This is a genomic window from Pseudomonas sp. GD03862, from assembly GCF_029840855.1.
GTDB classification, from domain to species: Bacteria; Pseudomonadota; Gammaproteobacteria; order Pseudomonadales; family Pseudomonadaceae; genus Aquipseudomonas; species Aquipseudomonas alloputida.
In genome coordinates, this window is record NZ_JAOCDI010000021.1 from 1 (window position 1) to 22,031 (window position 22,031).

The 22,031-nt window shown below is 62.7% G+C and carries 18 protein-coding genes and 1 pseudogene; 8 read left to right on the forward strand and 11 right to left on the reverse strand.

What is annotated here, in order from left to right; all coding sequences use genetic code 11:
• From N5D53_RS15055 to rpsB, 9 genes and pseudogenes are all read right to left on the reverse strand, one after another.
• Nucleotides 1-147: pseudogene (locus N5D53_RS15055) on the reverse strand (outer membrane assembly protein); the annotation flags it as partial.
• 73 nt (nucleotides 148-220) lie between these two features.
• Nucleotides 221-1,573 carry an RIP metalloprotease RseP gene (rseP, locus tag N5D53_RS15060; RefSeq protein WP_104962913.1) on the reverse strand — a complete coding sequence of 451 codons (1,353 nt, stop codon included), beginning with the start codon at nucleotides 1,571-1,573 and terminating at the stop codon, nucleotides 221-223.
• A gap of 71 nt (nucleotides 1,574-1,644) precedes the next feature.
• Nucleotides 1,645-2,835 (reverse strand): 1-deoxy-D-xylulose-5-phosphate reductoisomerase, encoded by a 1,191-nt coding sequence (gene ispC, locus N5D53_RS15065; RefSeq protein WP_049587431.1) that lies wholly within the window; start codon nucleotides 2,833-2,835, stop codon nucleotides 1,645-1,647.
• On the reverse strand, nucleotides 2,832-3,647 hold the full coding sequence (locus N5D53_RS15070; protein ID WP_003252301.1) for a phosphatidate cytidylyltransferase: 816 nt from the start codon (nucleotides 3,645-3,647) through the stop codon (nucleotides 2,832-2,834). The genes ispC and N5D53_RS15070 overlap by 4 nt, the downstream gene beginning before the upstream one ends.
• Nucleotides 3,647-4,402, reverse strand: a complete 756-nt coding sequence (gene uppS / locus N5D53_RS15075; RefSeq protein WP_010952675.1) for a polyprenyl diphosphate synthase — start codon at nucleotides 4,400-4,402, stop codon at nucleotides 3,647-3,649. The genes N5D53_RS15070 and uppS overlap by 1 nt, the downstream gene beginning before the upstream one ends.
• Before the next feature lie 15 nt (nucleotides 4,403-4,417).
• Nucleotides 4,418-4,975, reverse strand: coding sequence for a ribosome recycling factor (frr, locus tag N5D53_RS15080; RefSeq protein ID WP_003252296.1), 558 nt, complete (start codon nucleotides 4,973-4,975; stop codon nucleotides 4,418-4,420).
• Entirely contained in the window at nucleotides 4,972-5,715 is a 744-nt protein-coding gene (gene pyrH / locus N5D53_RS15085) for a UMP kinase (RefSeq protein ID WP_003252294.1), read from the reverse strand. Before pyrH ends, frr begins: the two co-directional genes overlap by 4 nt.
• A 181-nt stretch (nucleotides 5,716-5,896) precedes the next feature.
• Complete coding sequence (gene tsf / locus N5D53_RS15090; protein ID WP_010952674.1) at nucleotides 5,897-6,760, reverse strand: translation elongation factor Ts; 864 nt, start codon at nucleotides 6,758-6,760, stop codon at nucleotides 5,897-5,899.
• Nucleotides 6,761-6,945: 185 nt separating this feature from the next.
• Complete coding sequence (rpsB, locus tag N5D53_RS15095) at nucleotides 6,946-7,683, reverse strand: 30S ribosomal protein S2 (RefSeq protein WP_003252287.1); 738 nt, start codon at nucleotides 7,681-7,683, stop codon at nucleotides 6,946-6,948.
• 345 nt (nucleotides 7,684-8,028) lie between these two features.
• Here rpsB and map point away from each other — a divergent pair, with 345 nt between their 5' ends.
• From map to dapC, 3 genes are read left to right on the forward strand one after another with little or no spacing between them, the layout of a single operon-like run.
• A complete protein-coding gene (gene map / locus N5D53_RS15100) occupies nucleotides 8,029-8,811 on the forward strand; it encodes a type I methionyl aminopeptidase (RefSeq protein ID WP_003252286.1) in 783 nt (260 codons plus the stop codon).
• A 41-nt stretch (nucleotides 8,812-8,852) separates the two neighbouring features.
• Nucleotides 8,853-11,555: a [protein-PII] uridylyltransferase gene (locus N5D53_RS15105; RefSeq protein ID WP_010952673.1), complete on the forward strand. Its 2,703-nt coding sequence runs from the start codon at nucleotides 8,853-8,855 to the stop codon at nucleotides 11,553-11,555.
• Between the two features lie 30 nt (nucleotides 11,556-11,585).
• A complete protein-coding gene (gene dapC, locus N5D53_RS15110; RefSeq protein ID WP_010952672.1) occupies nucleotides 11,586-12,782 on the forward strand; it encodes a succinyldiaminopimelate transaminase in 1,197 nt (398 codons plus the stop codon).
• A gap of 103 nt (nucleotides 12,783-12,885) precedes the next feature.
• Here dapC and N5D53_RS15115 read toward each other — a convergent pair whose 3' ends face one another.
• Nucleotides 12,886-14,532: a Na+/H+ antiporter gene (locus N5D53_RS15115; RefSeq protein ID WP_020190561.1), complete on the reverse strand. Its 1,647-nt coding sequence runs from the start codon at nucleotides 14,530-14,532 to the stop codon at nucleotides 12,886-12,888.
• A gap of 676 nt (nucleotides 14,533-15,208) precedes the next feature.
• On the opposite strand from N5D53_RS15115, the gene N5D53_RS15120 reads away from it, so the two are divergent.
• The 4 genes from N5D53_RS15120 to N5D53_RS15135 all read left to right on the forward strand — a co-directional run bounded on the left by N5D53_RS15120 (nucleotide 15,209) and on the right by N5D53_RS15135 (nucleotide 18,316).
• Complete coding sequence (locus N5D53_RS15120) at nucleotides 15,209-15,556, forward strand: ArsC family reductase (protein WP_003252272.1); 348 nt, start codon at nucleotides 15,209-15,211, stop codon at nucleotides 15,554-15,556.
• 31 nt (nucleotides 15,557-15,587) lie between these two features.
• Nucleotides 15,588-16,622, forward strand: a complete 1,035-nt coding sequence (dapD, locus tag N5D53_RS15125; protein ID WP_019437665.1) for a 2,3,4,5-tetrahydropyridine-2,6-dicarboxylate N-succinyltransferase — start codon at nucleotides 15,588-15,590, stop codon at nucleotides 16,620-16,622.
• Between the two features lie 81 nt (nucleotides 16,623-16,703).
• Nucleotides 16,704-17,909 carry a cysteine desulfurase gene (locus N5D53_RS15130; protein ID WP_104962437.1) on the forward strand — a complete coding sequence of 402 codons (1,206 nt, stop codon included), beginning with the start codon at nucleotides 16,704-16,706 and terminating at the stop codon, nucleotides 17,907-17,909.
• Nucleotides 17,906-18,316 carry a SufE family protein gene (locus tag N5D53_RS15135; protein ID WP_003252266.1) on the forward strand — a complete coding sequence of 137 codons (411 nt, stop codon included), beginning with the start codon at nucleotides 17,906-17,908 and terminating at the stop codon, nucleotides 18,314-18,316. The genes N5D53_RS15130 and N5D53_RS15135 overlap by 4 nt, the downstream gene beginning before the upstream one ends.
• 108 nt (nucleotides 18,317-18,424) lie before the next feature.
• Here the strand turns inward: N5D53_RS15135 and tcdA are convergent, their stop codons facing one another.
• Nucleotides 18,425-19,234 (reverse strand): tRNA cyclic N6-threonylcarbamoyladenosine(37) synthase TcdA, encoded by an 810-nt coding sequence (gene tcdA / locus N5D53_RS15140; RefSeq protein ID WP_162490563.1) that lies wholly within the window; start codon nucleotides 19,232-19,234, stop codon nucleotides 18,425-18,427.
• A gap of 119 nt (nucleotides 19,235-19,353) precedes the next feature.
• Here tcdA and N5D53_RS15145 point away from each other — a divergent pair, with 119 nt between their 5' ends.
• Entirely contained in the window at nucleotides 19,354-21,945 is a 2,592-nt protein-coding gene (locus N5D53_RS15145) for a glycosyltransferase (RefSeq protein ID WP_190870040.1), read from the forward strand.
• Nucleotides 21,946-22,031: the final 86 nt, after the last annotated feature.

Sequence of the window (22,031 nt, forward strand, 5' to 3'; positions counted from 1 at the left end):
AACGTTCAGTGGCAAGGCACCGAACACACTGCCAGCGGAAACCCGCTGCAGGCCGTTGACGCGAATATCGGAGATGGTGAAGGACTCGGCGTGAACTTCAGCGATCATCAGTGCGGACATGACCGCAGTTAGCAGCAGACGTTTCATGAAGTCCTTTTATTCCAACTGGCAATAAACAACCTGCCGTCACAGAACGGCAGGTTCGCAATTGAGCGAAGCTTTATAGTCGACCCAGATCGTTGATCAGGGCGAGCAACATCACCCCTATGACCAAACTGATACCGATCTGAACCCCCCAACCTTGCACCCGATCCGACAGCGGACGACCGCGCGCCCACTCGACCAGGTAAAACAGCAAATGCCCCCCGTCCAGTACTGGAATGGGCAGCAGGTTAAGAACCCCCAGGCTTATGCTCAGGTAGGCCAGGAAATTCAGGAAATCCCCCACGCCGGACTGGGCTGAAGCGCCCGCCACTTTAGCAATGGTTATCGGTCCACTCAAGTTTTTTACCGAGAGCTCCCCGAACAGCATTTTCTTCAGCGATTCAAGGGTCAGGACGCTCATGTTCCAGGTACGCGACAAGCTCTCACCCACCGCATCCAGCGGGCCGTAGCTGATTTCGCGGAGCATGTTGGCAGGCCATTCGCCACCTTTGACACCAGCGCCGAGATAGCCACCGACTGCCTTGCCCTCCCCCTTGCGGGCCAAGGTCACCGGCAGCTCCAGGGCAGCGCCGTCGCGCTCCACTCGCACCACGACCTTGGCATCCGGGCGGGCGCGCACGCGGTCGACTACCTGCTGCCATTCGGTAACCGCCACATGATCCAGAGCCAGCAGCTTGTCACCGGTTTTCAGGCCCGCAGCGGCAGCCGGCCCCTTCGGATCGATCTCGGCCAGCACCGGGGTGATCGCCGGGCGCCAAGGGCGCAGCCCCAGGGATTGAATCGGGTCCGGCTCGTCGGCGCCCTTGAGCCAACTGTCCAGCTTGACCTGCAGCTGGCGCTCGGCGCTGGCGCCCTCATCGCGCACGCCAATCTGCAAGGTACCGCTCTCGCCCAGACGACGAACCAGCTGCAAATTGACCGCCGACCAACCGTTGGTCGGCTTGCCATCTACAGAAACAATTTCCTGACCCGCGGTCAGCCCTGCAGATGCTGCCAGGCTGCCACTGTCGACCGCGCCGATAACCGGGCGGACTTGCTGGGTACCCAGCATCGCCAGCACCCAGAAAAACAGGATAGCCAGCAGAAAATTGGCGATCGGGCCTGCCGCGACAATCGCAATACGCTGGCGCACCGACTTGCGGTTGAACGACTGCCCGGCCAGCGCTGGCGGCACATCGCCTTCGCGCTCGTCGAGCATCTTGACGTAGCCACCCAGAGGAATGGCCGCAACAACGAACTCGGTGCCGTGGCGGTCATGCCACCGCAGCAGCGGCGTGCCGAAACCCACCGAGAAACGCAGCACCTTGACGCCGCAGCGGCGCGCCACCCAGAAGTGACCGAATTCGTGGAAAGTGACCAGCACACCCAGAGCCACGAGGGTGCCGATAATCATGTAGAGCGCTGTCATGTCCATCTCCGAATGATGTTCAGCGGGCCGGCATCCTGCCCAGCCCCCTCACGAACCTTGGCGGGCCTGCATCAGCGGCCGTGACGCCTCAGCCACTCACGGGAAAGCTCCCGGGCACGCTGATCGGCGGCAAATACCGCATCCAGCGACGGCAGCGGTACGACGGGTTCCTGGTCGAGTACCTGTTCGATCATACCCGCGATCTCCGGGAAGCGGATGCGCCGTTCAAGAAATGCCTGGACCGCGACTTCGTTGGCCGCATTGAGCACGGCAGGCGCGCTGTTGCCGGCCTCGGCAGCCTGCCGCGCAAGGCGCAGGCAAGGGAAGCGTTGTTCGTCGGGCGCCTGGAAATCCAGACGGGCGATGGCGAACAGGTCCAGAGGGGCAACCCCGGAATCGATCCGTTCCGGCCAGGCCAACGCGTTGGCGATTGGCGTACGCATGTCCGGGTTGCCCAACTGCGCGAGTACCGAACCGTCCACGTAGTCGACCAGCGAGTGGATCACGCTCTGCGGGTGCACCACCACCTCAACCTTGGACGGCACGGCATCGAACAACCAGCAGGCTTCGATCAACTCGAGGCCTTTGTTCATCATGCTGGCCGAATCCACGGAGATCTTGCGCCCCATGGACCAGTTGGGGTGCGCACAGGCTTGCTCCGGAGTCACGTCCAGCAGCGCCTCGACCGGCGTTTCGCGGAACGGCCCGCCGGACGCGGTAAGCAGGATCCGGCGCACACCGACAGCACTCAGGCCACGGGCGTAGTCGCCTGGCATGCACTGGAAGATAGCGTTGTGTTCGCTGTCGATCGGCAGCAGCACGGCACCCTTTTGCCGCACCGCCTCCATGAACAGTGCGCCGGACATCACAAGTGCTTCCTTGTTGGCCAGCAACACCTTCTTGCCTGCCTCGACCGCCGCCAGCGTGGGGCGCAGGCCGGCAGCACCGACAATGGCTGCCATCACTGCATCCACTTCAGCGGCCGACGCCACCTGGCAAAGCCCGGCCTCACCTTCCAGTACCTCGGTGGTGCAACCGGCCGCAGCCAGACTCGCACGCAACCTCACCGCCGCCTCAGTGCTCGGCACCACAGCGAATGCCGGGCGATGACGCACACATAAGGCCAACAGCTCGTCGATGCGCGAATAGCCAGTGAGGGCAAACGCTTGATAACGGTCAGGATGACGCGCAATCACATCCAGCGTGCTCAGGCCAATGGAGCCGGTGGCCCCGAGTACGGTAATACGCTGCGGGCGACTCACATCACACCCCATTCGGCAGCCCACAACAGGACGGCGAAGATCGGGATTGCCGCAGTCAGGCTGTCAATGCGATCGAGCACACCCCCATGCCCGGGCAACAGATTGCTGCTGTCCTTGATACCGGAGCGACGCTTGAACATGCTCTCGGTCAGGTCACCGACCACCGAGGACATCACCAGCAACGCAGCGCCCAACAGGCCCAGCAGGATCTGACCAAAGCCCCAGTCGCGGCTGATGCCGACACCCAGGGTAATCAACAGGCTGACCGCCAGGCCACCGTACACGCCTTCCCAGCTCTTGCCCGGACTGACCTGCGGAGCCAGCTTGCGCTTGCCGAATGCCCGGCCAGAGAAGTACGCACCGATGTCCGCGGCCCACACCAGCACCATGACGGACAGGATCAGCCAGTTGCCCAGGGGCCAGTGCTTGAGCAGCACCAACCCTTGCCAGGCCGGCAGCAACACCAGCAGGCCGATCAGCAACCGACAGGCAGCACTGGCCCACAGGTCGCTGCTGCGCGGGTAGGTAAGCACCAGCCAGGTGGCCAGCCCCCACCAGATCACCGCAGCGCCCAGTACCCAGGGCGCCAGTTCCGGAAGGATGTACAGCAGCATCAGCGCCCCCGCGACCACCGCTGCATAGGCAATGCGCAGCGGCTGGGCCATCAGCCCGGCAAGGCGTGCCCACTCCCAGGCACCGAGGGTCACTACGAAGCCGATGAACAGGGCGAAATCCCCGCCATTGAGCAGGAAGAAACCACCCAGCGCGACCGGCAGCAGGATCAGCGCAGTAATGATGCGTTGTTTAAGCATTAAGCACGAGCTCCAGCCTCGACCTGCTCGCTGGTCTTACCGAAGCGGCGCTGGCGCGAAGCGAAATCGGCCAGGGCATTGCGCATGGCCTCGTGTTTGAAGTCCGGCCAGTAGAGGTCGGAGAAATACAACTCGGCATAGGCCAGCTGCCACAACAGGAAATTGCTGATGCGGTGCTCGCCACCGGTGCGAATGCACAGGTCCGGTAGCGGCAGGTCGCCGGTTGCCAGACAGGTCTGCAGCAGGCCCGGCGTGATGTCTTCCGGGCGCAGGTGCCCGGCTTGCACTTCCCGCGCCAGCCGCTGGGCAGCCTGGGCGATGTCCCACTGGCCACCGTAGTTGGCTGCTATCTGCAGAATGAAGCGGTTGTTGCCAGCGGTCACTGCCTCGGCCTCGCGCATGGCGGCCTGCAGCTCAGGATGGAAACGCGAACGGTCGCCGATGATGCGCAGGCTGATATTGTTCTCGTCAAGGCGCTTGGCCTCACGGCGCAGCGCCGAGAAGAACAGCTCCATCAGCGCACCGACCTCTTCGGCAGGGCGCTGCCAGTTCTCGCTGGAGAAGGCGAACAGGGTCAGTACCTCGACCCCTGACTTGGCACAGACTTCGATGACCGCGCGAACGGCATCCACACCCGCCTTGTGCCCGGCCACGCCGGGCAGCAGGCGTTTTTTCGCCCAGCGGTTGTTGCCATCCATGATGATCGCGACATGACGCGGCACCGAGGACGGCGCCGCTGGCTTGGTCTTTTCCATTAAAAAACCCCGGCCTTAGACGGCCATCAGGTCCTTTTCCTTGGCTTTGAAGGCAGCATCCACTTCGGCGACGAACTTGTCGGTCAGCTTCTGGATCTCGTCCGCGGCGCGACGCTCTTCGTCTTCGCTGATTTCCTTGTCCTTGGTCAGCTTTTTCAGGTCAGCCAGGGCGTCGCGGCGCACGTTGCGCACGGCTACCTTGGCATCCTCGGCAACACCGCTGGCCTGCTTGGTGTAGCCCTTGCGGGTTTCCTCGGTCAGGGCCGGCATCGGCACACGGATGGTGGTACCGGCGCTGGACGGGTTAAGGCCCAGATCGGAGGTGAGGATGGCCTTTTCGATGGCAGCGCTGAGGTTCTTGTCGTGAGCGACGATCTTCAGGGTGCGGGCATCTTCGACGGTGATCGCGGCGACCTGGTTCAGCGGCATTTCGCTACCCCAGGCGGTAACCTTGACGCTGTCCAGGATGCTTGGGTGAGCGCGACCGGTGCGGATTGCAGCCAGGTTGCGGGACAGGGCTTCGATGGACTTGCCCATGCGCTCCTGCGCGTCTTTCTTGATGTCGTTGATCATGCTTGGCCTTCCTCGATCAGTGTGCCTTCAGCGCCACCCACCACGATGTTCAGCAGGGCGCCAGGCTTGTTCATGTTGAATACCCGCAATGGCATCTTGTGGTCACGGCACAGGCAGATTGCGGTCAGGTCCATCACACCCAGCTTGCGATCCAGAACCTCATCGTAGGTCAGGTGATCGAATTTCTCGGCATGCGGGTCCTTGAATGGATCGGCAGTGTACACGCCATCGACCTTGGTCGCCTTCAGCACCACGTCAGCATCGATTTCGATGGCGCGCAGGCAGGCCGCGGAGTCGGTGGTGAAGAACGGGTTGCCGGTACCGGCGGAGAAAATTACCACATCCCCGGAGTTGAGGTGACGAATAGCTTTGCGGCGATCGTAATGATCGGTGACACCCACCATGGAAATGGCCGACATGACCAGGGCCGGGATGTTCGAGCGTTCCAGCGCATCGCGCATGGCCAGGCCGTTCATCACGGTAGCCAGCATCCCCATGTGGTCACCCGTGACGCGGTCCATGCCGGCTGCGCTGAGCGCGGCGCCGCGGAACAGGTTGCCACCACCGATCACCAGGCCGACCTGGACACCGATCCCTACCAGCTGGCCAACTTCAAGCGCCATGCGATCCAGCACTTTCGGGTCGATCCCGAAGTCTTCCGAGCCCATCAGGGCCTCGCCGCTAAGTTTGAGCAAAATGCGTTTATAGCGAGGTTGGCGACCACTCACCTGCTGAGCCATTGCGAGTCTCTCCTGCGGCGTACTTTTAGAAAATTCGTGCGGGCTGTTTGCAGCCTGCTAACTGTAGCGTGGCACCGCTTCGGTGCCAGCGAAGAGGGAGTCGTATAAACCCCTCCCCGTTTTGACAAAGAGGCTGCGCGCGTGAGCGGGCAGCCTCTTTGGGGCGACAGACGGGGCTGTCTTACTGCTTGGCAGCAGCGACCTGAGCGGCAACTTCAGCAGCGAAGTCGTCGACTGGCTTCTCGATGCCTTCGCCTACTTTGAAGTAGGTGAAGGAAACGATTTCAGCACCGGCTTTCTTGGCCAGCTCGCCAACCTTGATTTCCGGGTTCATGACGAAGGCTTGCTCTTTCAGCGAGGCTTCGGCCTTGAACTTGGTGATACGACCGTTGATCATGTTCTCAACGATGTTTTCCGGCTTGCCGGCGATCTTGTCGGCGTTCAGCTGCAGGAAGACATTCTTCTCGCGCTCGATGGCCTCGGCGGAGATTTCCGACGAATCCAGGAACTCAGGGTTCGAAGCTGCAACGTGCATGGCGATGTTCTTCGCCAGCTCCACGTCACCGCCTTTCAGAACGACGACAGCGCCGATCTTGTTGCCGTGCAGGTAGGCACCGACAACGTCACCCTCAACGCGCACCAGGCGACGGATGTTGACGTTCTCGCCGCACTTGGCAACCAGGGCTTCACGAGCAGCTTCACGCGAGGCGATCAGCGGAGCGGCGTCGGTCAGCTTCTGGGCGAAGGCTTCTTCGAGGCTTTCGGCCACGAAGTTCTTGAAGTCGTCTTGCAGGGCCAGGAAGTCGGTCTGCGAGTTCACTTCCAGCAGGACGGCGGATGTACCGTCGGTCTTGACGGCGATAGCGCCTTCAGCAGCGACGTTGCCAGCCTTTTTGGCGGCCTTGATGGCGCCCGAGGCACGCATGTCGTCAATGGCTTTCTCGATGTCGCCGCCGGCCTTTTCCAGGGCCTTTTTGCAATCCATCATGCCTTCGCCGGTACGCTCGCGCAGTTCTTTTACCAGCGCTGCAGTAATTGCTGCCATTTCAAAATCCTCTTGGAAAGTTTTTCAACCATTCCACCCGTCAATCACGGGCGTTCAATTCTGCAAATCCGCTGTTTTCATTTCAGCAGGCCCATGATGCGGGGCCGATGCTGACAGCAGGATTTCAAGGTGGCAAAAAGGGGGCAAAGCCCCCTTTTTGCGTGCCAAGTAGACGCTAGCGCCTATTACTCAGCAGCAGGTGCAGCCGCTTCTTCAGCGTAAACTTCGGTGCCGCCGGCAACGTTGTTGCGGCCGCGGATGACTGCGTCAGCCATCGAAGTCATGTACAGCTCGATAGCGCGAATGGCGTCATCGTTACCTGGGATGATGTAGTCAACACCTTCCGGGCTGCTGTTGGTATCGACAACGCCGATGACCGGGATACCCAGTTTGTTGGCTTCGGTGATCGCGATGCGCTCGTGATCAACGTCGATAACGAACAGAGCGTCTGGCAGACCGCCCATGTCCTTGATGCCACCCAGGCTGCGATCCAGTTTTTCCAGGTCGCGGGAGCGCATCAGGGCTTCTTTCTTGGTCAGCTTGGCGAAAGTGCCGTCTTCGGCCTGGGTTTCCAGGTCGCGCAGACGCTTGATCGAAGCGCGGATGGTCTTGTAGTTGGTCAGCATGCCGCCCAACCAACGGTGGTCAACGTACGGCGAACCGCAACGAGCGGCTTGCTCGGCGACGATCTTGCCGGCGGAACGCTTGGTGCCGACGAACAGGATCTTGTTCTTGCCCTGGGCCAGGCGTTCTACGAACGACAGAGCGTCGTTGAACATTGGCAGGGTTTTTTCCAGGTTGACGATGTGGATCTTGTTACGCGCGCCGAAAATGTACTTGCCCATTTTCGGGTTCCAGTAACGGGTCTGGTGGCCGAAGTGCACACCGGCCTTCAGCATATCGCGCATGTTGACTTGGGACATGATAGTTCCTTGATAAGTCGGGTTGGGCCTCCACGTATCCCAATGACCAACCCGCGAATTCTGCAACTCGGGGCACCCAGGTCATCGTGTCGACACGTGTGTGGGTTAAGTGCTGACGGGGTCGTCCCCGAAAGCGGCGCATTTTATACCACAGACCGCGAGCGAACGGAACCCGGATACTGTTGCGTCTGTCAGCACTTTTTGCAGCACCCCGGCTTTCGCGCCAGAATGCCAGCTGTAGACAACAGCATGGCCGCCTTTATCCCGACCGATCGGCGCCCTGCTCTGCTAGAATCCGGCCTTTCCCGTTTGTTCGCGCCGGCACGGCGCCGTAGAGAGCCTGTAATGACCGTCACCATCAAGACCGCAGAAGACATCGAGAAGATGCGCATCGCTGGCCGCCTGGCCGCCGAAGTGCTGGAAATGATCGAAGAACACGTCAAGCCCGGTGTCACCACCGAAGAGCTCGACCGCCTGTGCCACGATTATATCGTCAACGTTCAGCAGGCCATCCCGGCACCGCTCAACTACAAGGGCTACCCGAAGTCGATCTGCACCTCGATCAACCATGTGGTCTGCCACGGCATCCCCAACGACAAGCCGCTCAAGGACGGTGACACGCTCAATATCGACGTCACCGTGATCAAGGACGGCTACCACGGCGATACCAGCCGCATGTTCCACGTCGGTAACGTGCCGGTCTGGGCCGAGCGCCTGTCCAAGGTCACCCAGGAATGCATGTACAAGGCCATCGAGCTGGTCAAGCCGGGCTGCCGCCTGGGCGACATCGGTGAAGTGATCCAGAAGCACGCGGAAAAGAACGGTTTCTCGGTGGTACGCGAGTTCTGCGGTCATGGCATCGGCAAGGTGTTCCACGAAGAGCCGCAGATCCTCCACTATGGCCGCGCTGGCACGGGCATGGAGCTGAAGGAAGGCATGACCTTCACCATCGAGCCGATGATCAACCAGGGCAAGGCCGACACCAAGGTGCTGGGCGACGGCTGGACCGCCATCACCAAGGACCGCAAGCTCTCGGCCCAGTGGGAACACACTTTGGTGGTGACCGCCACTGGCTACGAGATCTTCACCCTGCGCAAGGACGACACCATCCCGCGCACTTCGGCCTGACCGCACCCCGACAGGCCACCCCACGACAGGAACGTGACGCGATGCCCCAGGTGGACCCCGAGCTGTTCGACCGTGGCCAGTTCCAGGCGGAACTGGCCCTCAAGGCGAGCCCCATCGCCGCCTTCAAGAAAGCCATCCGCCTGGCCGGCGAGGTGCTCGACAAACGTTTTCGCGCCGGCAGCGACATCCGTCCGCTGATCGAGGCCCGCGCCTGGCTCGTCGACAATATCCTGCAACAGGCGTGGAACCAGTTCGACTGGGGCGACCAGAGCGGCATTGCCCTGGTTGCGGTGGGCGGCTACGGGCGCGGTGAACTGCACCCGCACTCGGACATCGACCTGCTGATTCTGCTGGGCGCTGCCGAGCACGAGCAGTACCGCGACGCCATCGAGCGCTTTCTGACCTTGCTGTGGGACATTGGCCTGGAAGTCGGCCAGAGCGTGCGCACCGTCGACGAGTGCGCCGAACAGGCCCGCGCCGACCTGACGGTGATCACCAACCTGATGGAAAGTCGCACCATCGCCGGTCCCGAGGCCTTGCGCCAGCGCATGCTGGAAGTCACCAGCACCGCGCACATGTGGCCGAGCAAGGAGTTCTTCCTGGCCAAGCGCGCCGAACTCAAGGCCCGCCACCACAAGTACAACGACACCGAGTACAACCTCGAACCCAACGTCAAGGGTTCGCCAGGTGGCCTGCGTGACATCCAGACGGTCCTGTGGGTGGCCCGCCGCCAGTACGGAACGCTCAACCTGCACGCACTGGCCGGCGAAGGCTTCTTGCTGGAAAGCGAGAATGAACTGCTGGCTTCGTCCCAGGACTTCCTCTGGAAAGTCCGTTACGCCCTGCACATGCTGGCCGGACGCGCCGAAGACCGCCTGCTGTTCGACCACCAGCGCAGCATCGCCACGCTGCTGGGCTACAGCGATGAAAACCCCAAGCGGGCGATCGAACAGTTCATGCAGCAGTACTACCGGGTGGTGATGAGCATCAGTCAGCTGTGCGACCTGATCATCCAGCACTTCGAAGAGGTTATCCTCGCCGATGAGGAAAGTGGCAGCACCCAGCCGCTGAATGCGCGGTTCCGCCTGCATGACGGCTATATCGAGGCCACCCACCCGAACGTGTTCAAACGCACGCCATTCGCCATGCTGGAAATCTTCGTGCTGATGGCCCAACACCCCGAGATCAAGGGCGTGCGTGCCGATACCGTGCGCCTGCTGCGCGAACACCGCCACCTGATCGACGACACGTTCCGCACCGATATCCGCAATACCAGCCTGTTCATCGAGCTGTTCAAGTGCGAAATCGGCATCCACCGCAACCTGCGCCGGATGAACCGCTACGGCATTCTTGGCCGTTACCTGCCAGAGTTCGGCCTGATCGTCGGGCAGATGCAGCATGACCTGTTCCACATCTATACGGTCGATGCGCATACCCTCAACCTCATCAAGCACCTGCGCAAGCTGCAATACACGCCGGTGTCCGAGAAATTCCCGCTGGCCAGCAAGCTCATGGGGCGCCTGCCCAAACCCGAGCTGATCTACCTGGCCGGGCTGTACCACGACATCGGCAAGGGTCGCCAGGGCGACCACTCGGAAATCGGTGCAGTGGACGCACAGAAGTTCTGCGAACGGCACCAGTTGCCGGCCTGGGACAGCCGCCTGATCGTCTGGCTGGTGCAGAACCACCTGGTGATGTCGACCACCGCTCAGCGCAAGGACTTGTCCGACCCGCAGGTGATCAACGACTTTGCCCTGCACGTGGGCGACGAGACGCGCCTTGACTACCTGTACGTACTGACCGTGGCCGACATCAACGCCACCAACCCGAGCCTTTGGAACTCGTGGCGGGCCAGCCTGCTGCGCCAGCTGTACACCGAGACCAAGCGTGCCCTGCGCCGCGGCCTGGAAAACCCGCTGGACCGCGAAGAGCAGATTCGCCAGACCCAGTCGTCAGCGCTGGACATCCTGGTGCGCGAGGGCACCGACCCGGACGACGTCGAGCAGCTATGGGCGCAACTGGGCGATGACTATTTCCTCAAGCACACCGCCGCCGACGTCGCCTGGCACACGGATGCGATCCTGCAGCAACCGGCCGATGGCGGGCCGCTGGTGCTGATCAAGGAAACCACCCAGCGCGAGTTCGAAGGCGGCACGCAGATCTTCATCTATGCCCCCGACCAGCACGATTTCTTCGCCGTGACGGTGGCGGCCATGTCGCAGTTGAACCTGAACATCCACGACGCACGGATCATCACGTCGAGCAGCCAGTTCACCCTCGACACCTATATTGTGCTGGACAACGACGGTGGCTCGATCGGCGACAACCCACAGCGGGTCAAGCAGATTCGCGATGGCCTGACCGAAGCGCTGCGCAACCCCGAGGACTACCCGACCATCATCCAGCGCCGGGTACCGCGGCAGCTCAAGCACTTCGACTTCCCGCCGCAAGTGACCATCCTCAACGATGCCCAGCGGCCGGTGACCATCCTCGAAATCACCGCACCAGACCGCCCGGGCCTGCTGGCCCGGCTGGGGCGGATCTTCCTGGAGTTCGACCTGTCACTGCAAAACGCCAAGATCGCCACCCTCGGCGAGCGGGTAGAAGACGTGTTCTTCATTACCGATGCCGACAACCAGCCGCTGTCAGACCCGCAGCTGTGCAGCCGCCTGCAGGAAGCCATCGTGCAGCAACTGCAGGCCGGCCAAGGTAGCGACACCAGCCAGACCCGCGTGACCTTTTAACGATTAGACGATTGACGAGACCTTGCGCCGATGAACCATGCCTTGACCCAGCTTCAGCCCTATCCGTTCGAAAAGCTTCGCGCCCTGCTGGGCAGCGTGAAGCCTGCGGCGGACAAACGCGCCATCGCCCTGTCGATTGGTGAGCCGAAGCACGAATCGCCGGCGTTCGTCGCCCAGGCCATGGCCGACAACCTCGACAAGCTGGCGGTTTACCCCAGCACCCTTGGTTTGCCAGCCCTGCGCCAGGCCATCGGCCAGTGGTGCGAACGACGCTTTGGCGTGCCCGCCGGCTGGCTGGACGCCGACCGCCACATCCTCCCGGTCAACGGCACCCGTGAAGCGCTGTTCGCCTTCACCCAGGCCGTGGTCAACCGCGCCGATGACGGCCTGGTGATCAGCCCCAACCCGTTCTACCAGATCTACGAAGGCGCAGCGCTGCTGGCCGGTGCCACCCCGCACTACCTACCGTGCCTGGAAAACAACGGTTTCAACCCGGACTTCGACGCCGTACCGGCCGAGGTGTGGAAGCGTTGCCAGATCCTGTTCCTGTGCTCGCCGGGCAACCCTACCGGTGCGCTGGTGCCGATGAACACCCTGAAGAAGCTGATTGCCCTGGCTGACGAACACGACTTCGTGATCGCCGCCGACGAGTGCTACAGCGAGCTGTACTTCGACGAGGATGCGCCACCGCCAGGCCTGCTGTCGGCATGCGCCGAGCTTGGCCGTAGCGATTTTGCGCGCTGCGTGGTGTTCCACAGCCTGTCCAAGCGCTCCAACCTGCCAGGGCTGCGCTCGGGCTTCGTCGCGGGCGATGCCCAGATCATCAAGCCGTTTCTGCTGTACCGCACCTACCACGGCTGCGCGATGCCAGTGCAAACCCAGCTGGCCAGCATCGCCGCCTGGCAGGACGAGGCGCATGTACGCGAGAACCGCGACCAATACCGGGCCAAGTACGATGCCGTGCTGGATATTCTGCAGCCGGTACTGGACGTGCAGCGCCCGGACGGCAGTTTCTACCTGTGGGCCAAGGTACCGGGCGACGATGCCGAGTTCACCCGCGACCTGTTCGAAGCCCAGCATGTGACCGTGGTACCGGGGTCGTACCTGTCGCGTGAAGTGGATGGGGTGAACCCGGGTGCCGGGCGCGTGCGCATGGCACTGGTTGCACCGCTGGCCGAATGCATCGAAGCGGCGGAGCGCATTCGCGCCTTCCTGCAAAACCGCTGATCAACCCCTTCGCGGGCACGCCCGCTCCCACAGGTACTGCGCTGATTTCAAGCGCAGCGCAGTACCTGGGAGCGGGCGCGCCCGCGAAGGGCCTTGATAGGGTCTACTTGACTGAACCCAGGTTCGCCTCACTCATATCCAGCTCACCCAGTACTTGCCGCACCACCTCATCGCCCACCAGGTGCTGACGATGCAGGTTGTACAGCTCCAGCCGCTGCGCCCTCAGGGCACGCAAGCGTAAACGCCGCTCCAGCAAGTCCATCTGTGCGGCCAGAGCCTTGGCTTCGGCACTGTCGTCGTAGCTTTCCAGCTCATCCCGGTATTCAGCCATCAAGCGCGCCTTCAGCTCGGTCGCCAAAGTTGCCTGCGCAGCATCCTGCGGTGCGTTGCTGTCGATCACCTCTTCTGCCTCCAAGGCATGAATCGCCGCCTCGGCTGTGCGCCGCCAGGCTTCCTGCACTTCCTGGTGCAAGCGCTCGTCCGGGCTCTTGGTCACCCCGCGCAGTAACAGCGGCAGGGCAAGGCAGGCACTGATCAACGACAGCAGGATTACCCCCGCAGCAATGAAGATAAGCAGGTCACGCTCCGGGAACGCTGTACCAGCCCCTATCAGCAACGGGATCGACATGACACCCGCCAGGGTGACAGCGCCGCGCACACCACCCAAGGTCAGCAACCAGCAGGAACGCGCCGTAGGCATCAGCACCAGTGCCGGCTTGCCGCGCCAGCGACGGACCACGCCGATCGAGCGCCAGATACTCTGGACCCAGATGAACCGCAACAGAATCAGTGCGGCAAAGATCGCCACCACGTCCAGGCAGCGGTAGGCCAATGTCGGCCAGAGGGTCGCTTCGTGGCTGACCACAGCCTTGATGATGTCTGGCAACTGCAAGCCCAACAACAGGAAGATCAGGCCATTGAAGGCAAACTCCAGCAACGACCAGACACTGCGATTGAGCAGGCGGGTACTGGTCTGACGCGGCAGCAGGTCGAGCCAGCTCTGCATCATGCCGGCCGCCACTGCCGAGAGAATACCCGAAACGCCCAGGCGCTCGGCCAGCACGTAGGCTGCGAACGGCAGCAGCAACATGAACACCACATGGGTAGCCGGATCGTCCCAGCCCCGGGTGATCATCCACATGCGCAGGCGACCGATCAACCAGCTCAGTACCACGCCCACCGCAAGGCCGCCCAGTGCGACCAACACGAAGCTGAAGCTGGCGTCAGCCAACGAAAACACCCCGGTGATCGCCGCCGCCAAGGCGAACTTGAAGGTTACCAGGCCCGACGCGTCGTTCATCAGCGCCTCGCCCTGCAGCATGTGCATCAGGGGAGTGGGCAGGCGGTCCTGGGCAATGGCCGAAACGGCCACGGCGTCGGTCGGCGAAAGCACTGCGGCCAGGGCGAAGGCCACCGGCAACGGGATGCTCGGCAGCAACCAGTGGATGAAATAACCGGCACCGACCACGGTGAACAACACCAGCCCCACGGCCAGCGCCACTACCGGGCCACGAATGCGCCATAACTCACGCTTGGGGATGCGCCAGCCGTCGGCGAACAGCAGCGGAGGCAGAAACAGGAACAGGAACAGTTCGGGGTCAAGGGCTACATGCAGGCCCAGCGTCGGCCACGCCAGCAAGGCACCGGCGGCAATCTGTACCAGCGGCAATGGCAGTGGGATCACACGGCCGACCAGCTTCGACAGGCTGACCAGCGTCAGCAGGATGAGAACGGTGTAGGCGGACTGCATCCGGGAAAGCTTCCTTTGTGAACCAGAAACGATAGCAAGGCGAAACATCGCCATTGGAACAATATGTTAGCGGCGACCGACGGTTCGGGGCCGCTGCACGATAGTCGCAGGTGACGGGGGAATATGTAACATGATGATACGTAGGTTTGATGCAGCGCCTTTGAGATCAAGCGCCGCCAGTTTCCCGGCTTAAGACATTCAGCGCCTGTGAGATCGAGCGCCGCCCGCGCGGCGCTTCGCGGGTAAACCCGCTCCTACGTTTGTTTCGGGCCAGTATCGCCTGTGCCAGACCCGCGCGACCGCCTTGTTTGTACGACGCGATATCGAGGCGTGCGCCAAGGCGTTCGCGCGCAAATGCCACAGGCATAACTGGCCCGAAACAAACGTAGGAGCGGGTTTACCCGCGAAGCGCCGCGCGGGCGGCGCTCGATCTCAAAGGCGCTGAATCTCTTAAGCCGGGAACCAGGCGGCGCTCGATCTCGCACGCGCTGAATGTCTTAAGCCGGGACGGCGCTCGATCTCAAAGGCGCTGCAAGACTCAAGGCAGACCTAACCACGCCCCATCAAAACCCAAGACTTGCACACCCGTGGCGCTCCCTGCCTCGTTCCCGCATAATCGCGCGACTGACATCGAAAAACGGAGAGATTGGGGCGACTTGTAACCCCAATGTACACAATGACCTACACGCTCTACGGCATCAAAGCCTGTGACACCATGAAAAAGGCGCGTACCTGGCTCGAAGACAAAGCCATCGCCTACGAATTCCACGATTACAAAACCCAAGGCATCGACCGTGACAGCCTGAACCGCTGGTGCGACGAACACGGCTGGGAAGTCATCCTCAACCGTGCCGGCACCACCTTCCGCAAGCTGGACGACGCCAGCAAGGCAGACCTCGACCAGGCCAAGGCCGTCGAGCTGATGCTGGCCCAGCCGTCGATGATCAAACGCCCGGTGCTCGACCTTGGCGCGCGTACCCTGGTTGGCTTCAAGCCCGACCTGTACGCCGCTGCCCTGGCCTGAGCCCCTACCCTATTTCGCACGAGGTAATCACATGTCCAATACCCTGTTCAGCCTGGCCTTCGGTGTCGGCTCCCAGAACCGCCAGGGCGCCTGGCTGGAAGTGTTCTACGCACAACCACTGCTCAATCCGAGCGCCGAACTGGTTGCTGCAGTCGCCCCTGTTCTCGGTTACGAAGGTGGCAACCAGGCCATCGCCTTCAGCAACGCCCAGGCCGCACAACTGGCCGAAGCCGTGAAGGGCGTGGACGCCGCGCAGGCCGCCCTGCTGACCCGCCTGGCAGAGAGCCACAAGCCGCTGGTCGCCACCCTGCTGGCCGAAGACGCCGCACTGAGCTCGACCCCAGAGGCCTACCTCAAGCTGCACCTGCTGTCGCACCGCCTGGTCAAGCCGCATGGCGTAAGCCTGGCCGGCATCTTCCCGCTGCTGCCGAACGTGGCCTGGACCAACCAGGGCGCGGTTGACCTGGGCGAACTGGCCGAGCTGCAACTGGAAGCACGCCTGAAGGGCGAGCTGCTGGAAGTGTTCTCGGTGGACAAGTTCCCGAAAATGACCGACTACGTGGTCCCGGCCGGCGTGCGCATCGCCGACACCGCCCGTGTGCGCCTGGGCGCCTACATTGGCGAAGGCACCACCATCATGCACGAAGGCTTCGTCAACTTTAACGCGGGTACCGAAGGCCCGGGCATGATCGAAGGCCGCGTTTCCGCTGGCGTATTCGTCGGCAAGGGCTCGGACCTGGGCGGCGGCTGCTCGACCATGGGCACCCTGTCCGGTGGCGGCAACATCGTCATCAAAGTCGGCGAGGGCTGCCTGATCGGCGCCAACGCCGGTATCGGTATTCCGCTGGGCGACCGCAACACCGTCGAAGCCGGCCTGTACATCACCGCGGGCACCAAGGTGAACCTGCTGGACGAGAACAACGAACTGGTCAAAGTGGTCAAGGCCCGCGACCTGGCCGGCCAGACCGACCTGCTGTTCCGCCGCAACTCGCTGAACGGCGCGGTAGAATGCAAGACCCACAAGTCGGCCATCGAGCTGAACGAAGCGCTGCACGCTCACAACTGAGAACCCTGCCGGGTTTGAGGTGTTAAGATCGGGTCTGGCGCCAATGCACCAGACCCGATTTTCATTCCAGGCCTCGCAAACATGTTCCAGCCCTCTCCCTGGCGTGCCGACTTCCCCGCCATCGCCGCCCTGCAACGGCAGCACCAGACCTATCTGGACAGCGCCGCCACCACCCAGAAGCCGCAAGCCTTGCTCGATGCCCTGAGCCATTACTACGGCCATGGCGCGGCCAACGTGCACCGTGCCCAGCATTTGCCAGGTGCGCTGGCGACCCAGGCCTTCGAAACCAGCCGCGACAAGGTCGCCGCCTGGCTCAATGCCGCAGACTCGCGGCAGATCGTGTTCACCCACGGCGCCACCTCGGCACTGAACCTGCTGGCCTATGGCCTGGAGCACCGCCTCGAAGCCGGTGACGAAATTGCCATCAGTGCCCTGGAGCACCATGCCAACCTGCTGCCCTGGCAACAGCTGGCGCACCGGCGCAACCTGCGCCTGGTGGTGCTGCCACTGGACGCCCTTGGTCGTATCGACCAGGACCAGGCACTGCAACTGATCGGCCCTCGCACCCGAGTGCTCGCCATCAGCCAGCTGTCCAACGTGCTGGGTACCTGGCAACCGCTGCCAGCGCTGCTGGCCCATGCCCGCGCCCAAGGCGCGCTGACGGTGGTCGATGGTGCCCAGGGCGTGGTGCATGGTCGCCAGGACATGCAGCAACTGGGCTGCGACTTCTATGTGTTTTCCAGCCACAAGCTGTACGGTCCGGACGGCGTCGGCGTGCTCTATGGCCGCGCCCAGGCCCTGGAGCTGTTGCGCCACTGGCAGTTCGGTGGCGAGATGGTGCAGCTGGCCGAGTACCACAGCGCCAGCTTCCGTCCCGCGCCCCTGGGCTTCGAAGCGGGTACGCCGCCGATTGCCGGGGTGATCGGCCTGGGTGCGACACTGGACTATCTGGCCAGCCTCGATGCCCATGCGGTCGCAGCGCATGAAGCCAGCCTGCACCAGCACCTGCTGCGTGGCCTGGGCGACCGCGAGGGCGTGCGGGTGTTGGGCGCACCGCAGACGGCCCTGGCCAGTTTCGTCATCGAGGGCGTGCACAACGCCGATATCGCTCACCTGCTGACTGAACAGGGCATTGCCGTACGTGCCGGTCACCACTGCGCCATGCCACTGCTGAAGGGGCTGGGGCTGGAAGGCGCGATACGGGTATCGCTGGGTTTGTACAACGACAGCGATGACGTGCAGCGTTTCTTCGACGCGCTGGACCAAGGCCTGGAGCTGTTGCGATGAGCCTGCCGGAACAGGCGCACCAAGCGCTGGAAGCGTTTCAACAGGGCAAAGGCTGGGAACAGCGTGCGCGGCTGCTGATGCAGTGGGGTGACCGCCTGGAGCCGCTGGCTGATGCCGAAAAGACCGAGGCCAACCGGGTGCATGGCTGCGAGAGCCTGGTGTGGCTGGTGGCCGAGCAGATCGAGGGCGTGTGGCGGTTCAAGGCCAGCAGCGATGCCCGCTTGTTGCGTGGGCTGCTGGCGCTGTTGCTGGTACGGGTGCAGGGACTGGCCAGTGAGGAGCTGGCCGGGATTGATCTGCGCGAGTGGTTTACCCAGCTCGGGCTGGAACGCCAACTGTCGCCGTCGCGCAGCAATGGGCTGCATGCGGTGTTGCAGCGGATGGCGGAGTTGGCGTCCAACCGCTGAATCGGCGCTGGTTTCTTCGCGGGCCTGCCCGCTCCCACAGGTACGGCATCATGCTTGAGAGAGATGCAACACCTGTAGCGGGCGGGCCCGCGAGGATGCCCACACGGTCTATTCAGGCTTGACCCGTTCCGACGGCCGGCGCGCTCCAGCCACCAGTTTTTCTATCGCCTTGCTCGCCGCTACCATGCCAAAGGTCGCGGTCACCATCATCACTGCACCAAAGCCACCCGAGCAGTCCAGCCGCACGCCCTCACCCACGAAGCTTTTCTGCAGGCAGACGCTGCCATCGCCCTTGGGGTAACGCAGCTGTTCACTGGAGAACACGCACGGCACGCCATAGTTGCGGCTGACATTCCGCGAGAAGTTGTAGTCGCGGCGCAGGGTGGAACGCACCCGCGAAGCCAACGGGTCGTTGAAGGTCTTGTTCAGGTCGGCGATCTGGATCTGCGTCGGGTCGATCTGCCCGCCCGCGCCACCGGTAGTGACAATGGCAATCTTGCGCCGCCGACACCAGGCGATCAACGCCGCCTTGGCCATGACGCTGTCGATGCAGTCGATCACGCAGTCGAGGTGCTCGGTGATGTACTCGGCCATGGTCTCGCGGGTGACGAAGTCGGCCACCGCATGCACCGTGCACGCCGGGTTGATCGCCCGCAGGCGCTCGGCCATGACCTCGACCTTGGGCCGCCCCACCTGCCCTTCCAGCGCATGGGCCTGGCGGTTGGTGTTACTGACGCAGACATCGTCCAGGTCGAACAGGGTAATCTCGCCCACGCCGCTGCGTGCCAGTGCTTCGGCCACCCACGAGCCCACCCCGCCAATACCGACCACAGCCACATGGGCCTGGCCCAGACGTTGCAGCCCCTGGTCGCCATACAGCCGGGCAACGCCGGCAAAGCGTGGATCTTCTGTGCTCATGTTCATACCCCAAAAAACCGGCGCGCATTATATGCCAGTGGACCCTTGGCCTGCATCGTTAGGAAAGAGACTGCCAACCCTGCTTTAATGTCCTATCACTTCGACATGAATGGACGACGATGTCTTCACGTAAATTCGGCCTGAACCTGGTAGTGGTGCTGACCATCGCCGCACTGTTCACCGGGTTCTGGGCACTGATCAACCGCCCGGTCTCCGCCCCCGCCTGGCCAGAACAGATCTCTGGTTTTTCGTATTCGCCGTTCCGCCTGGGCGAAAGCCCACAGAAGGGTCAGTACCCCACTGACGACGAAATGCGCCAGGACCTGGAGCAACTGAGCAAACTGACCGACAGCATCCGTATCTATACCGTGGAAGGCACCCAGGCCGACATCCCGCGCCTGGCCGAAGAGTTCGGCCTGCGGGTGACGCTGGGGATATGGATCAGCCCGGACCTGGAGCGCAACGAGCGCGAAATCGCCACGGCCATCCAGCTGGCCAACACATCGCGCAGCGTGGTGCGGGTGGTGGTCGGCAACGAGGCGCTGTTCCGTGAAGAGGTCACACCGGAAAACCTGATCAAATACCTGGACCGGGTACGCGCAGCCGTGAAGGTGCCCGTGACCACCAGTGAACAATGGCACATCTGGAAGGAACATCCTGAGCTGGCCAGGCACGTCGACCTGATTGCCGCGCACATCCTGCCCTACTGGGAGTTCGTGCCGATGAAGGATTCGGTCGAGTTCGTCCTCGAGCGCGCCCGTGAACTGAAGCACCAGTTCCCGCGCAAACCCCTGCTGCTGTCGGAAGTCGGCTGGCCGAGCAACGGCCGCATGCGCGGTGGTGCCGATGCCACACAGGCCGACCAGGCCATCTACTTGCGCACCCTGGTCAACACCCTCAACCGCCGTGGCTACAACTACTTTGTCATTGAAGCCTATGACCAACCCTGGAAGGCCAGCGACGAAGGTTCGGTAGGCGCCTACTGGGGCGTCTACAACGCCGAGCGCCAGCAGAAGTTCAACTTCGACGGCCCCGTGGTGGCGATCCCGCAGTGGCGGGCCCTGGCAGTGGCGTCGGTGGTGCTGGCAATGATCGCCTTGATGGTGCTGTTCATCGATGGCTCGGCCCTGCGCCAGCGTGGCCGTACCTTCCTGACGTTCATCACCTTCCTGTGCGGGTCGGTACTGGTGTGGATCGCCTACGACTACAGCCAGCAATACAGCACCTGGTTCAGCCTGACCGTGGGCGTGCTGCTGGCCCTCGGCGCGCTGGGCGTGTTCATCGTGCTGCTCACCGAGGCCCACGAACTGGCCGAGGCGGTCTGGATACACAAGCGCCGCCGCGAGTTCCTGCCCGTGCAGGCCGACAGTGCCTACCGGCCCAAGGTGTCGGTGCATGTGCCGTGCTACAACGAGCCACCTGAGATGGTGAAACAGACCCTGGACGCCTTGGCCGCCCTGGACTACCCCGACTACGAAGTGCTGGTGATCGACAACAACACCAAGGACCCGGCCGTGTGGGAGCCGCTCAAGGCCCACTGCGAGAAGCTTGGCGAGCGCTTCAAGTTCTTCCACGTCGCGCCACTGGCCGGCTTCAAGGGTGGCGCGCTGAATTACCTGATCCCGCACACGGCAAAGGACGCCGAAGTGATCGCGGTAATCGACTCGGACTACTGCGTCGACCGCAACTGGCTCAAGCACATGGTGCCGCACTTCGCCGACCCGAAAATTGCCGTGGTGCAGTCACCGCAGGATTACCGCGACCAGCACGAAAGCGCCTTCAAGAAGCTGTGCTACAGCGAATACAAGGGCTTCTTCCACATCGGTATGGTCACCCGCAACGACCGTGACGCGATCATCCAGCACGGCACCATGACCATGACCCGGCGCAGTGTGCTGGAAGAACTGGGCTGGGCCGAGTGGTGCATCTGCGAGGATGCCGAACTGGGCCTGCGCGTGTTCGAGAAAGGCCTGTCCGCCGCCTACGCCCACAACAGCTACGGCAAGGGCCTGATGCCCGACACCTTCATCGACTTCAAGAAGCAACGCTTCCGCTGGGCCTACGGCGCCATCCAGATCATCAAGCACCACGCCGGCGCGCTGCTGCGCGGCAAAGGCAGCCAGCTGACCCGTGGCCAGCGCTACCACTTCCTGGCCGGCTGGCTACCGTGGATCGCCGATGGCATGAACATCTTCTTCACCATCGGCGCGCTGTTGTGGTCGGCGGCGATGATCATCGTGCCGCATCGGGTCGATCCGCCCCTGATGATCTTCGCCATCCCGCCGCTGGCGCTGTTCTTCTTCAAGGTCGGCAAGATCATCTTCCTGTACCGCCGAGCGGTGGGGGTGAACCTCAAAGATGCCTTCGCAGCTGCGCTGGCCGGGCTGGCACTGTCGCACACCATCGCCAAGGCGGTACTGTATGGTTTCTTCACCAGCAGCATGCCGTTCTTCCGCACGCCGAAGAACGCTGACAGCCATGGGTTGCTGGTGGCGATTTCCGAAGCCCGTGAAGAGCTGTTCATCATGGTGCTGCTGTGGGGCGCGGCGTTGGGTATCTACCTGGTGCAGGGGCTGCCGAGTTCGGACATGCGCTTCTGGGTGGCGATGCTGCTGGTGCAGTCGTTGCCTTATGTAGCAGCGCTGGTGATGGCGTTCCTGTCGTCGCTGCCCAAGCCCGCAGAAAAGGCCGCCGAAGCGCAGCAGGCTTGAAGTTGCCTGGGCTGACCTGTGCAGCCCATTCGCGGGCACGCCCGCTCCCACAGGCTTGGCACAGGCGTTCAGAGCTGTGCAGTACC